The sequence below is a fragment of the Oceanospirillum sediminis genome (genome assembly GCF_014164585.1).
In the GTDB taxonomy this organism is placed as follows: Bacteria; Pseudomonadota; Gammaproteobacteria; order Pseudomonadales; family Halomonadaceae; genus Oceanospirillum; species Oceanospirillum sediminis.
In genome coordinates this window covers 17,498-29,975 of sequence record NZ_JACJFM010000001.1, presented here as the reverse complement: position 1 = coordinate 29,975, position 12,478 = coordinate 17,498, and the positions used below count along the sequence as shown (strand labels likewise).

Genomic DNA, 12,478 nt, shown 5'->3' with positions numbered 1-12,478 from the left:
TGTAACGAAAGACGGCTGTTCACAGCCCAACCTTCTGGAGTAAAACCCTAATGACAGCTATTGTTGATATCAAGGCGCTTGAAGTACTTGATTCCCGTGGTAACCCGACTGTTCAGGCTGAAGTAATTCTTGAGTCCGGTGTTCGCGCCAGTGCCTGTGCTCCTTCTGGTGCATCTACAGGTTCCCGTGAAGCTCTGGAACTGCGTGACGGTGACAAAGGCCGTTACCTGGGTAAAGGTGTTCTGAAAGCGGTTGATGCGGTAAATACAACAATTCGTGCTGCTCTGGTGGGGATGGATGCAGCAGACCAGCGTGCTCTGGATAACAAGATGCTGGAGCTGGATGGTACAGAGAATAAAGCCACTCTGGGAGCTAATGCTATTCTGGCGGTATCTCTGGCAGCGGCGAAGGCAGCGGCGGCTGATAAAGGTCTGCCTCTGTACGCACACATCGCTGAAATCAACGGTACTGCGGGTCAGTTCTCCATGCCTGTACCTATGATGAACATCATCAACGGTGGTGAGCACGCGGATAACAACGTTGATATCCAGGAGTTTATGGTTCAGCCAGTAAACTTCACTTCTTTCGCTGAAGCGCTGCGCTGCGGTGCAGAGATCTTCCACGCACTGAAAGCGGTACTGAAGGGCAAAGGCCTGAACACAGCTGTGGGTGATGAAGGTGGTTTTGCACCTAACCTGGCGTCTAACGAAGAAGCGCTGGTTGTAATTAAAGAAGCAGTAGAAAAAGCAGGCTACGAGTTGGGTAAAGACGTGACTCTGGCGCTGGACTGCGCATCTTCCGAATTCTACAAAGATGGCAAATATGATTTGGCTGGCGAAGGTCAGGTATTTGATGCAGACGGTTTTGGTGATTACCTGGCTAAGCTGACTGAAACTTACCCTATCGTTTCTATCGAAGACGGTATGGATGAGTCTGATTGGGATGGTTGGGCGAGTCTGACGAAGAAGATCGGTGACAAGGTTCAGCTGGTTGGTGACGATCTGTTCGTAACTAACACTAAGATTCTTTCTCGTGGTATCGAAGAGAGCATCGGTAACTCTATCCTGATCAAGTTCAATCAGATCGGTTCTCTGTCCGAGACTCTGGATGCGATCCAGATGGCGAAAGACGCCGGTTTCACTGCTGTGATCTCTCACCGTTCCGGTGAAACTGAAGACACTACGATTGCTGATCTGGCAGTAGGTACTGCAGCGGGTCAGATCAAGACCGGTTCTCTGTGTCGTTCTGACCGTGTTGCTAAGTACAACCGTCTGCTGGAAATTGCGGCAGAACTGGGCGACAAAGCCGTATATAATGGTCTGAAAGAGATCAAAGGTCAGGCATAATCTGATCCTGGCATTCTGTTGCCGGAAAAAGGGGAACCCTTGGGTTCCCCTTTTTTGTCTGTTGATTCAGAAATCACAGATTTCTGTATACCCTGTCGGAATTAGCAGATAATAGCAGGCCCCAGCAGGATCATCTGCCTGAATGAAATGATTCGATAGTCACTGTTAGTCGTTGCAGATTACAGTAACGTTAACAGAGCTGTTTTTGTTCCGACACTTAGTCAGCAGACTTCATTGTCTGTTTTACTGAATAATTCAGGGTAAAAAATGTTTCGTTTTCTGAATCTCGTTCTGGCCTTTATCATCGTTCTGTTACAAATTCGTCTGTGGACGGGTGAAGGCAGTCTGCCCGAGAACTGGTTACTTGAGCGGCAGATTAAGGAACAGGCCGTTATTACTGAAAGGCTGGCGCAGCGTAATGCGCAACTGGCAGCAGAAGTAAGTGATCTGCGAAGTGGTCTGGATACTATTGAAGAACGGGCTCGTTATGAACTGGGCATGGTTCGTGAGAATGAAACCTTCTTTCTTCTGATTGATGAAACTGACAAACAACAGAATGATGAATAACAGAATCTGGTTTATTGTTCCGGCTGCAGGCACAGGTTCAAGGATGCAGGCTGACCGACCGAAACAATATCTGTCCCTGGCTGGTCGTCCCGTCATTGAACATACTTTACAACGTCTGACACAGGCACTACCGGATGCCGCTGTGGTGCTATGCCTTAACCCGGATGATCCCTGGTGGCCGGATATTTCAACACCTGATTGTGAGCTGCATCTGGCAGAAGGCGGTAAGGAGCGTTGTGATTCTGTACTGAATGGTTTGAATCTGCTCAGTGGAAAAGCGGCTGATAATGACTGGATTCTGGTACATGATGTTGCACGTCCTTGTGTCAGAACGGATGATATTCGTAATCTGGTATCATCGCTGCAGGATGATGAAACCGGGGGCATTCTGGCTCTGCCGGTAGCTGATACGATGAAGCGGGCTGCTGATCAGAACCCCTGTGTAAGTCGTATTGAAAAAACAGTTGACCGTAATCAGATGTGGCATGCTCTGACGCCTCAGATGTTTCGTTATGGTTTATTAAAATCCTGTCTGGAGCGGGCACTGGCTGAAGGCGTTCAGATCACCGATGAAGCCTCTGCCGTTGAATGGGGGGGGTATCAGCCTGCTCTGATTAAAGGGCAAAGGGATAATCTGAAGATTACTCATCCCGATGATTTATGGTTTGCTGAGTTATTTCTGAATGCTCAGCAGGCTGATTCAGAGTAACCGGTCGTCCGGGGGCATCTGTCAGGAGATACCCGGATAATGAAATAAAGGTAGCAAGATGCGTATTGGTCATGGTTTTGATGTGCATAAGTTTGGTCCGGGCGATCGGGTTATCATCGGTGGCGTGACTATCCCATATGAACAGGGGCTGGTAGCTCATTCTGATGGCGATGTTCTGATTCATGCCCTGTGCGATGCTTTGCTGGGTGCTGCTGGTCTGGGTGATATAGGTCGGCATTTCCCGGATACTGATGCGGCATATGCCGGAGCAGACAGTCGAGCATTATTACGTCATGTGGTGACTTTATTGCATGATAACGGCTGGCAGGTTGGTAATGTGGATAGCACAATTGTGGCTCAGGCACCCAAAATGGCACCTCATATTGAAAGTATGTGCTGCTGTCTGGCGGAAGATATGCAAATTGATATCTCCGCAGTCAATGTTAAAGCAACCACTACTGAAAAGCTGGGCTATACCGGAAGAAAAGAGGGGATCGCGGCTCATGCGGTTGCCCTGCTTCTGAAACGCAGCTGATTCTTTATACTGATAAGCACCTGAAAAAATATTTTCTGTTAAATCTGGTCGTATTCTCCGGCAAAGGCCAGAAAATGGGGTGTACCCGAATATTTTGATGCAGATTCAGCTTGCCTGACAGGCCTTTTCTCCATTTCTGGACTGCACTGTCCAATAATCTGACGGAATAACTGATGAGCCACACTGAAACAGAACAGAATTGCCCCTTACCCCTGGATTTTCCTTACGCCTGGGGAGGCCCATTGGGTGATGCTATTTTACGGGCTGAGCCTGAGGACTTCAGAGTTGAAGAAATCATGGGGTTTGATCCTGAGGGCGAGGGTGAACATCACTTTTTATGGATAAGAAAGAGGGGTAATAATACGGATTGGGTTGCCCGTCAGCTGGCGCGTTTTGCCAATGTCAGCTACTCCGCTGTCTCTTATTCCGGCCTTAAAGATCGTCATGCTGTTACTCAGCAGTGGTTTAGTGTTCACATTCCGGGACTTGATGCTCCTGACTGGTCTGAGCTCTGCGTTGAAGGTATTGAGATTCTGAAAGCTGTTCGGCACAGAAAAAAGCTGAAACGAGGTGTGCACAGAGCCAATAAATTTGCCATTCGCCTCAGAGATTTTACCGCTGACAGTGCTGCCGTTGAAGCCCGGCTGGACACGATAGCCGTTGAAGGTGTACCTAACTATTTTGGTGAGCAGCGTTTTGGTCGGGGGGGGAATAACCTGACTAAAGCCATGACACGGGTCCGGGCTGGTGAGAGCCTTAAGCTCAGTCGTAGAGATAAAGACAATAAAGCAATGCTGCTGTCATCATTACGAAGCTGGCTATTTAATCGTATTCTGTCTGAGAGGGTTCTGAGTGGGCAGTGGAATCAGTGGTTGTCCGGGGATATTGCCACTTTTTCCGGTAGTCGAAGCCAGTTTGCTGTTTCTGCTGGTGATGATGATGTTGTGCAGCGTTTAAAAGCAGGCACTATCCATCCTACAGGAGCAATGTGGGGCACTGGAGACTCAGGCGTAACGGAAGAGGCTGCTCTTCTGGAGCAGAAAGTGGCCGGCCTGTATTCTGATGTTGCCGAAGGTATTGAAGGTTCGGGGCTCAGAAAGGAGCGTCGGGCACTCAGGCTTATTCCGCAGAACCTGGACTGGCAATGGGAGGACAAAGATCTGGTCGTATCATTTGTATTGCCTACGGGCACCTTTGCAACTTCATTATTACGCGAACTGGCGAACTGGCATAATGATGCACCGATGGAAATGCCAGAGTAAGCGCATCTGTACTATATTCTGATAACTTACCGGAGGCGGAATGAAACTTCTGTTATCGAACGATGATGGTGTACGTGCCAGAGGTCTTCAGATACTGGCGACGCGTCTGGCAGCAGACGCTGAGCGTGTTACTGTCGTGGCCCCTGATCGTGATCGTAGTGGTGCCAGTAATTCTCTGACACTGAGTCGGCCGCTATGCCCTGAGCAGATAGAAAATGGTTTCTATAGCATCGATGGCACACCAACCGATTGTGTTTATATGGGACTTTCTTCACTGTTTTCTGCTGAAGCAGATCTGGTCATCGCAGGAATCAATCATGGAGCAAATCTCGGAGATGATGTGCTTTATTCCGGTACTGTGGCTGCAGCGACGGAGGGACGTTTCTTAGGGGTGCCGTCAATAGCTGTCTCTCTGGCAGGTAAAAAGCATTTTGAGTCCGCCGCTGAGTTTATAGCCCGCTTGCTAAAATTCTGCCCTGAACTGGATCTGCCGTCAGGCAGCATTCTGAACATTAATGTGCCAGACCTGCCTTACAACGAAATACGGGGGATCAGGCTGACACGTACAGGTCACCGGCATCAGGCAGGAGAACCTGTCAGAGTTCAGGACCCCAGGGGTAAGACGCGTTACTGGATTCCTGCTGCCGGCGCAGGACGGGATACTGGTTCAGGTACCGATTTTCATGCGGTGGCCGAAGGTTATATCAGTATAACTCCGTTACATGTTGATCTGACACAGCATCATACCTTCGACATTATGAATAATTGGCTGTCTGGTCTGGAAGGCATTCTGGACCAGAAACCTAGTTGATGCAGGATGGATCAGGGAGTCGTTATCGAAGTATGAGTGAACGCTGGAATCTGAATGGTATAGGTATGACCTCTCAGCGTACCAGAGACAGAATGGTTCAACGCCTGAGGGATCAAGGGATAAAAAACGAAGAATTGTTGACTGAATTAGCCTGCTTGCCTCGCCATATTTTTGTGGATGAAGCGTTATCACACCGGGCTTATGAAGATATCGCTCTTCCGATTGGTTACCAACAGACTTTGTCGCGTCCCTGGATTGTTGCCCGTATGACGGAGTGTTTGCTTGAATTGCCGCAACGGCCTGTAAGGGTGCTGGAAATTGGCACTGGTTCGGGATATCAGACTGCATTACTGGCTCGTTTATTTAATACTATTTTTACTGTAGAGCGTATCGCCTCTTTTCAGAACAAGACATCGTCCCGTTTCAGTGCACTGGGATTGAACAATATCAGAATGAAACATGGCGACGGCTTTGAGGGGTGGCCTGACGTGTCGCCTTTTGATGCTATTATTGTGACTGCTGCCCCCGAATTTATTCCTGAAGCCTTACTGACACAGCTTAAGCCTTCCGGATGTATGTTGCTACCTGTCGGGAACTGTAATCAGCAGGAACTAGTCAGAATTATCCGAACCTCTCACGGATACCAGAAAGAGAGTCTTGAAAGTGTCCGTTTTGTTCCTTTACTAGATGGAGTCGTGTGATTGTGAAGCAGCAGTATGCTGAAGTTTTTCTGAAAGGCATGGCGATGGGAGCAGCGGATGCTGTACCTGGCGTGTCAGGAGGAACCGTTGCCTTTATTACCGGTATCTATGAACGCCTGCTGACTGCCATCCGCAGCATTCATCCCGGAAAAATTAATGTCTGGAGACAGCAGGGTTTTCAGGCTTTCTGGAATAGTATTGATGGGTATTTTTTGCTAAGCCTGTTAGGAGGGATTCTCAGTAGTCTGTTATTACTGGCTCATCTGATTGGTTATCTTCTGAGTTATCATCCGTTGCTGCTATCGGGTTTTTTCTTTGGTCTTATCGCGGCGTCTGTTGTCGTTATCTATCGACAGATAAGCCGCCATTCAGTGTCGGTTACTCTTGGGTTGCTGGCAGGTATGATTATGATGACCCTGGTAAGTCAGCTTGTCCCGGACCTGAGTATCACAGACCCTTTTCAGGTTTTCATCGCAGGTAGTATTGCGATTTGTGCCATGATACTACCGGGTATTTCAGGCAGCTTCCTGTTGCTGGTTATGGGAATGTACAGTGGCATTATCGAAGCAGTCAGAACATTGGATTTTGTGACGCTGGTCTGGTTTGCCAGTGGCTGTGTTGTCGGGTTGTTGAGCTTCTCTCATTTTCTTGGCTGGCTGTTCCGGCGTTTCCGTAATATGACACTAGCTGTCCTGACTGGCGTTCTGATTGGTTCCTTGCAGCAAATCTGGCCGTGGAAGCAGATGATTTCCTATAAGCTGAACGCTCATGGTGAGGCTGTGCCTATTGTTCAGGAAAATCTTTTACCCGAAGGATTTGAACTGATTACCGGAGCGGATGCTCAGCTTGTCCCGGTGATCATTCTGATGATCGCCGGATTTATGCTGGTTATGGCTTTTGAGCTGAAATATAAAAAATAAATTAATCAAAAGATCGAATTCTGATTAATTACCTATCTCTATGATCTGTAAGGCTGTTTTTACAACCTGTAACAAACGGCCTCTTGCCCTGTATCCATATCATTGATGTCTTTTTAAGAAATATTTAAAAAAACAGTTGCATCCGGCGATACCAAAGTTGTACTTTGATAATACGTAAGGTGCTTCAGGAAACGACAAGTGGCTTATGTGTTGTGAAGTGTCTGTAAAAATCATCTGGTTAAAACATAATAAAAACAGTTGGTTATGATAGCTTCGCAAGAGACCTTAAATATATTTGTGTATGCGGAAATTATTCAGAATGATTCAGAAACAGAGTAAGGCCATCGAGTTGGTCGTTGTGATCTGAAGCAATACACTGGACGTAAGTGCTCACAACCACCCATTCATGGGCCTGTACTGATAAAAATAATCAGCCTGATATCGGATGATATCCGGCCAGGACCGTGGGAATTGTGTTATGACTACTTTACAACATGAGTTCACTACTGAATTTAATAATGACTTCGAAAACTCCGAAGTTGAAACCTCCTCTGATACGTCATCATCAGATGATGCGTTTGAAAAAGCATTAGCGCGTGAAGATAAGTCTGAGAAAAGTCTTGATGCTACTCAGCTCTATCTGAACGAAATTGGTTTTTCCCCCCTGTTAAGCCCTGAAGAGGAAGTTTATTACGGACGTCTGGCCCGCAAGGGTGATGAAGCTGGCCGTCGCAGAATGATCGAAAGTAATCTGCGCCTTGTGGTGAAGATTGCCCGTCGTTACCTGAACAGGGGGCTGACTCTGCTTGACCTGATTGAAGAAGGTAACCTGGGTTTGATTCGTGCGGTAGAAAAGTTTGATCCGGAAAGAGGTTTTCGGTTCTCTACTTATGCTACCTGGTGGATTCGTCAGACTATAGAGCGGGCTCTGATGAATCAGACGCGTACCATACGCTTACCAATCCATGTGGTCAAAGAGCTGAATGTCTATTTGCGAGCAGCCCGTGAGCTGACTCAGAAGCTGGATCATGAAGCTACACCGGAAGAGATTGCTGAAGCACTGGATCGTCCGGTTGAGACTGTGGAAAAAATGCTGGGACTGAATGAGCGTGTCACATCAATGGATTATCCTGTTGGTGGTGATATGGATAAGCCACTGATCGATACTATCGCTGATACTGATGATATGGATCCGGCGCAGACTCTGCAGAAAAATGATTTCAGTGAACATATTGATATGTGGCTGAATGAGTTGACAGATAAGCAGTCTGAGGTAGTCGTGCGTCGTTTTGGCTTGCACGGTTATGAACCATCAACTCTTGAGCAGGTAGGTGAGGAGATTGGTCTGACCCGCGAGCGGGTTCGTCAGATCCAGGTTGAGGCTCTGCGCCGCCTGCGTCGAATCATGGAGAAGCAAGGACTTTCAATGGAATCAGTATTTGATGACTGATATTCCGGGATAACATCTCCGATGCTGAAATAATAAAACCCTGATCATTTGATCAGGGTTTTTTTGCAGAGGGACTGAGTTGATAATAAAGAGCTGCCGAGTTTAATTCTCTGTTGTGTCAGCGCTCTTAGCTTTGAATTGGCCGTAAGTTTCACCCATACGTGTCGGGCGTCCTGGAGTCATCTCTGATAGGAACTCAGCCATATCAGGACCATACAACATGACAATAGTTGATCCCAGCTTAAAACGTCCCATTTCCTCTCCCTTTTGAAGAGTAATTGCCTGGGGTATATCCGGTGAGTAACGGATTGATGCCACGTCTCTGCTTAATGGTGTTACTTGTCCGGCCCAGGTCGTTTCAATACTGGCAACGATCATCGCACCAACCAGCACCATGGCCATAGGGCCATATTCCGTATCAAAAATTGCAACAACACGCTCATTGCGGGCAAACAGACCGGGAACGTTTTCAGTGGTTGCCGGGTTCACTGAGAATAAACGTCCAGGCACATGAATCATCTCTCTCAGTGTGCCAGTAACAGGCATATGAATACGATGATAGTCTTTTGGTGACAGGTAAATAGTAGAGAAGCTGCCGCCCATAAACGGGGCTGCCCGTTCAATATCACCACCTAGCAGTTCCTGTACCGAATAACTGTGGCCTTTTGCCTGGAATATGCGGCCGTAATCAATGGCTCCTGCCTGGCTGATGGTGCCATCTACCGGACAAACCATGCCCCGGCTGGTTTCTGCAATAGGCCGGACACCCTCTTTCAGCGGACGGGTAAAAAACTCGTTAAAGTTTTTATATTGGGTGTAATCTGGTTGCGCTGCTTCCGACATATTGACTTTAAATACCCTGATAAAATGTTTAATCAGAGTATTTTTCAGCCAGGGGGTCTGGCTCTGAGCGAGCAGACCCACAGTGCGGGAAATCAGGTGATGAGGTAATGGATACTGTATCCCGGCAAATAGTTTTTTTATACTCACTTAAAACCCTTAACTCTCAATCGGGGTATCCTGACGATTGCCCCACTCATTCCACGAGCCATCATAAGCCCGGACCTGTTTAAAGCCCAGAATTTTTCCTAATAACCAGGTAAAACCTGAACGATGGTGCGACTGACAATAGGTAGCAATTTCCTGATCAATTGTCAGGCCTGCTGTTTCCAGTTCAGAAATGACTTCTGCCATATCACGCAGGCGCAGATTATTCTCCTGGTCCATGGCTCGGGTCCATTCATAGTGAACCGCTGTAGGCACATGGCCACCACGGGCAGCTTTAACTGCACTGCCGTCATATTCGCCTGGTGAGCGTGCGTCCCATACCGCAAAGCCTGGTTGACCAAGCTTAGATTTCAGCTCATCAAGCTCTATGCGTTCTGCCGGGTTCAGAATGTCTGCTTCATACTGACAGCTGACGGGCTGATGGGGTTCCTGACTCTGATGTTTTCCTTCAGCGCGCCAGGATAATATGCCGCCATTCAGGTAGGAGTAACGGGTATGGCCGATCATATCCAGTGTCCATAATAAACGGCCAGCCCATCCACCACCCTCGTCATCGTATGCCACTACGTGGCTATCTCTGCTCATACCCAGCTCAGAAAACAGGGTACTCAACTGCTCAATTGATGGCAGCTTATTAGGGACGGGCTGTTCACCAATAAATAAACGCTTGAAGTCCAGGAAAACAGCACCGGGTACATGTCCCTGGTCATAATTTTCCCGGGTACAGGAGACATCAATAATCAGCACCTGAGGGTTATCCAGGTGATTTTCCAGCTGGTCACAATCAATCAGCAGGGGTAACAGATTTGCTTCAGAACTCATGATGATCGGATCCCATTTTGACTATCAGGTAATCTGTTCACGACGGAATATCAGCGATGGAACAGAGCGAACCGGCCAGGATTCAGCAAATGAAGTAAAGATAAGGCCGGATTACATAAAATAAAGATTTATAAAATATAAAGCTTTCTTGACTCACACTAATACTGAAATCTTTTTATGTGATACACATTAATACAATTAGAGACAAAACTCTCTAAAGAATGGAGTCGGCTTTCTGTAAACTCGAAGAGATTGTCTGGTTTTTATTTTAGCAAACTCCGGAATTCTGATGTTTGGCAGGGATATACTGAGGATAAAAAAATGCTTCTGATCGTGGGTGCTTTAATTGTTCTGGGTAGCGTGGGGGGAGGCTATGTTCTGTCCCATGGCTATCTGCCTATGCTCTGGCAGCCCTTTGAGATGATTATTATCTGTGGTGCAGCATTGGGCGGGTTTATTATTTCTAACAATACTCACACCCTGGTGCAGGTGATGAAGAGTATTCCCGGATTGCTCACGGGGTCTGGAATGAACAGGAGTTTTTATTTATCACTGCTGACGCTGCAATATGATCTGTTTACCAAGATCAGAAAAGAGGGCGTGATAGCGATTGAAGAAGATATTGAGGAACCCGATCAGAGTCCAATTTTTAATGCCTATCCGGATATTATGAAGCACACTACCCTGGTGGAATTCCTGTGTGACTATATGCGTCTGATCAGCTCAGGCAATATGCAGGCACATGAGCTTGAAAGCCTGATGGATGCTGAAATTGAAACGATTCAGCATGAACTGGAAGAGCCTTCTCATGCGGTTACCAGCGTTGCAGATGCGTTACCGGGCTTTGGTATTGTGGCAGCTGTACTGGGTATTACCATTACCATGCGTGATATTGCCGCACCACCAGAAGTACTGGGTCTGCATATTGCTGCCGCGCTGGTAGGTACTTTCCTGGGGATTCTGCTGTCTTATGGTTTTGTCGGGCCGATGGGAATTGCAATGAAAAATGAGGCCTATGAAAAGCTTAAAGCGTTTGAATGTATTAAAGCCAGCCTGATCGCCAATATGAATGGTCTGGCTCCTCAGATGTCTGTTGAATTTGGCCGAAAAATGCTGTTCAGCTCCGTCCGTCCAGGCTTTAACGAGCTGGAAGAATATATTCGCTCGCCCCGCTGAGGTGCTCTGCAATGGAAGAAAAAAACAGTATTGTTATCAAGCGGGTCAAAAAAGTGCAGGGTGGGCATCATGGCGGTTCCTGGAAAATCGCTATGGCTGATTTCGCCATTGCCATGATGGCGTTTTTCCTTTTGATGTGGTTACTGGCCAACACCACAGAGGCTCAGAAAATAGAACTGGAAAAGTTTTTTATTGATCCTGTAGGCTATATGGATAAAGTGGGTCGTCTGACAGCCATTGATCTGGGCGGGTCACCTGCCATCCTGAATAATTTTAATCCCAGTGCAGACAGTGATCAGATTGAAGCCTCCCAGATGCTGAATGTTGATGATCCGGAACAGCTGGCTGCGGGAACTATGAGTAATGCTGATGCTTTATCTACATTGCAAAGTACTCTGGTACAAACGGTACAACAAAGTGAAACACTGAAGCAATTTGAGGACCAGCTGGATATAGATGTGCGCCCGGATGGTTTGCATATTCAGATTGTTGATAACAAGCTGCGGCCTATGTTTGATGCCGGTGGCGATAAACTTAAACTCTACTTTGCCGAGATTCTGCTTCAGCTGGCACCGGTTATTGCTCAGGTGAATAACAAAATCAGTATCAATGGTCATACTGATGCTGCCGGATACAGTGATACTGACTATTTCAGTAACTGGGAGTTATCCACACAGAGGGCGAATGCCGCCAGACGTATGCTGGTCGAAGGAGGATTACCCGTTGAACAGGTTGCTCAGGTAACCGGTTTTGCCAGTTCTCAATTGTTTAAGCCTGATGAACCTGAAGCGCCAATTAACCGGCGTATTGAGATTGTGGTACTGAACCGCCCTGTTGTTGACGAGATGCTGGAAAATAGCCGGATGACGCCAGAGCAGGAGGCGCAAGTCAGGGAGAGTGAAATTCTTATTGAACAGAATGCTCTGCCTCAGAGTCAGCTATCGGCTGATGATGCTTATGATCCGGTTAAAGGGCCGCAGCAGAAAAAACGAGCTGAGAGTACATTTGGCGATACCGGGGAAGTGGTAGACCAGGGTGTCGGGCGTTCGGCTCCTTCGGGCAAACCAGAACAGGTGCTGAATTCACTGGATACTATTCTGTCTCAGCCTGAAAAACCTTATGAGCCACCGCCAGAAGTAGAGTAATTTTTACTGACTCCGACAAGCAAATA

Annotated in this window: 13 protein-coding genes; 11 read left to right on the top strand and 2 right to left on the bottom strand. The window is 47.4% G+C overall.

All coding sequences use genetic code 11. From position 1 onward, the window contains the following. The first annotated feature begins 50 nt into the window (after positions 1-50). From eno to rpoS, 9 genes are all read left to right on the top strand, one after another. On the top strand, positions 51-1,346 hold the full coding sequence (gene eno / locus H4O21_RS00140) for a phosphopyruvate hydratase (RefSeq protein WP_182806789.1): 1,296 nt from the start codon (positions 51-53) through the stop codon (positions 1,344-1,346). Between the two features lie 267 nt (positions 1,347-1,613). Beyond that, a complete protein-coding gene (gene ftsB, locus H4O21_RS00135) occupies positions 1,614-1,913 on the top strand; it encodes a cell division protein FtsB (RefSeq protein WP_182806788.1) in 300 nt (99 codons plus the stop codon). After that, complete coding sequence (ispD, locus tag H4O21_RS00130; RefSeq protein ID WP_306667860.1) at positions 1,882-2,622, top strand: 2-C-methyl-D-erythritol 4-phosphate cytidylyltransferase; 741 nt, start codon at positions 1,882-1,884, stop codon at positions 2,620-2,622. The genes ftsB and ispD overlap by 32 nt, the downstream gene beginning before the upstream one ends. A gap of 58 nt (positions 2,623-2,680) precedes the next feature. Continuing rightward, a complete protein-coding gene (ispF, locus tag H4O21_RS00125) occupies positions 2,681-3,157 on the top strand; it encodes a 2-C-methyl-D-erythritol 2,4-cyclodiphosphate synthase (protein WP_182806787.1) in 477 nt (158 codons plus the stop codon). Positions 3,158-3,330: 173 nt separating this feature from the next. Beyond that, positions 3,331-4,419, top strand: coding sequence for a tRNA pseudouridine(13) synthase TruD (gene truD / locus H4O21_RS00120; RefSeq protein WP_182806786.1), 1,089 nt, complete (start codon positions 3,331-3,333; stop codon positions 4,417-4,419). Positions 4,420-4,459: 40 nt separating this feature from the next. Next, positions 4,460-5,230 carry a 5'/3'-nucleotidase SurE gene (gene surE / locus H4O21_RS00115; protein WP_182806785.1) on the top strand — a complete coding sequence of 257 codons (771 nt, stop codon included), beginning with the start codon at positions 4,460-4,462 and terminating at the stop codon, positions 5,228-5,230. Beyond that, positions 5,230-5,931 (top strand): protein-L-isoaspartate(D-aspartate) O-methyltransferase, encoded by a 702-nt coding sequence (locus H4O21_RS00110; RefSeq protein ID WP_440590215.1) that lies wholly within the window; start codon positions 5,230-5,232, stop codon positions 5,929-5,931. The genes surE and H4O21_RS00110 overlap by 1 nt, the downstream gene beginning before the upstream one ends. Before the next feature lie 2 nt (positions 5,932-5,933). Then, entirely contained in the window at positions 5,934-6,851 is a 918-nt protein-coding gene (locus tag H4O21_RS00105) for a DUF368 domain-containing protein (protein WP_368737503.1), read from the top strand. Between the two features lie 478 nt (positions 6,852-7,329). Next, the gene (gene rpoS / locus H4O21_RS00100) at positions 7,330-8,301 is read left to right on the top strand and encodes an RNA polymerase sigma factor RpoS (protein WP_182806784.1); all 972 of its coding nucleotides are present in this window, start codon (positions 7,330-7,332) and stop codon (positions 8,299-8,301) included. A gap of 102 nt (positions 8,302-8,403) precedes the next feature. On the opposite strand, the gene asd is transcribed toward rpoS, so the two are convergent. Next, positions 8,404-9,291 carry an archaetidylserine decarboxylase gene (gene asd / locus H4O21_RS00095; protein WP_182806783.1) on the bottom strand — a complete coding sequence of 296 codons (888 nt, stop codon included), beginning with the start codon at positions 9,289-9,291 and terminating at the stop codon, positions 8,404-8,406. A 9-nt stretch (positions 9,292-9,300) separates the two neighbouring features. After that, on the bottom strand, positions 9,301-10,131 hold the full coding sequence (locus tag H4O21_RS00090; RefSeq protein ID WP_182806782.1) for a sulfurtransferase: 831 nt from the start codon (positions 10,129-10,131) through the stop codon (positions 9,301-9,303). 321 nt (positions 10,132-10,452) lie between these two features. Between H4O21_RS00090 and motA the strand changes: the two genes are divergently transcribed. Both motA and motB read left to right on the top strand, forming a co-directional pair. After that, positions 10,453-11,307, top strand: a complete 855-nt coding sequence (motA, locus tag H4O21_RS00085) for a flagellar motor stator protein MotA (protein WP_182806781.1) — start codon at positions 10,453-10,455, stop codon at positions 11,305-11,307. A gap of 11 nt (positions 11,308-11,318) precedes the next feature. After that, complete coding sequence (gene motB, locus H4O21_RS00080) at positions 11,319-12,452, top strand: flagellar motor protein MotB (protein WP_182806780.1); 1,134 nt, start codon at positions 11,319-11,321, stop codon at positions 12,450-12,452. Positions 12,453-12,478 lie beyond the last annotated feature (26 nt).

Bases quoted from the DNA above. Each gene is read 5' to 3' on its own strand.
- eno (WP_182806789.1), top strand. From the start codon at position 51: ATGACAGCTATTGTTGATATCAAGGCGCTTGAAGTACTTGATTCCCGT.
- ftsB (WP_182806788.1), top strand. From the start codon at position 1,614: ATGTTTCGTTTTCTGAATCTCGTTCTGGCCTTTATCATCGTTCTGTTA.
- ispD (WP_306667860.1), top strand. From the start codon at position 1,882: ATGAAACTGACAAACAACAGAATGATGAATAACAGAATCTGGTTTATT.
- ispF (WP_182806787.1), top strand. From the start codon at position 2,681: ATGCGTATTGGTCATGGTTTTGATGTGCATAAGTTTGGTCCGGGCGAT.
- truD (WP_182806786.1), top strand. From the start codon at position 3,331: ATGAGCCACACTGAAACAGAACAGAATTGCCCCTTACCCCTGGATTTT.
- surE (WP_182806785.1), top strand. From the start codon at position 4,460: ATGAAACTTCTGTTATCGAACGATGATGGTGTACGTGCCAGAGGTCTT.
- H4O21_RS00110 (WP_440590215.1), top strand. From the start codon at position 5,230: ATGCAGGATGGATCAGGGAGTCGTTATCGAAGTATGAGTGAACGCTGG.
- rpoS (WP_182806784.1), top strand. From the start codon at position 7,330: ATGACTACTTTACAACATGAGTTCACTACTGAATTTAATAATGACTTC.
- H4O21_RS00090 (WP_182806782.1), bottom strand. From the start codon at position 10,131: ATGAGTTCTGAAGCAAATCTGTTACCCCTGCTGATTGATTGTGACCAG.
- motA (WP_182806781.1), top strand. From the start codon at position 10,453: ATGCTTCTGATCGTGGGTGCTTTAATTGTTCTGGGTAGCGTGGGGGGA.
- motB (WP_182806780.1), top strand. From the start codon at position 11,319: ATGGAAGAAAAAAACAGTATTGTTATCAAGCGGGTCAAAAAAGTGCAG.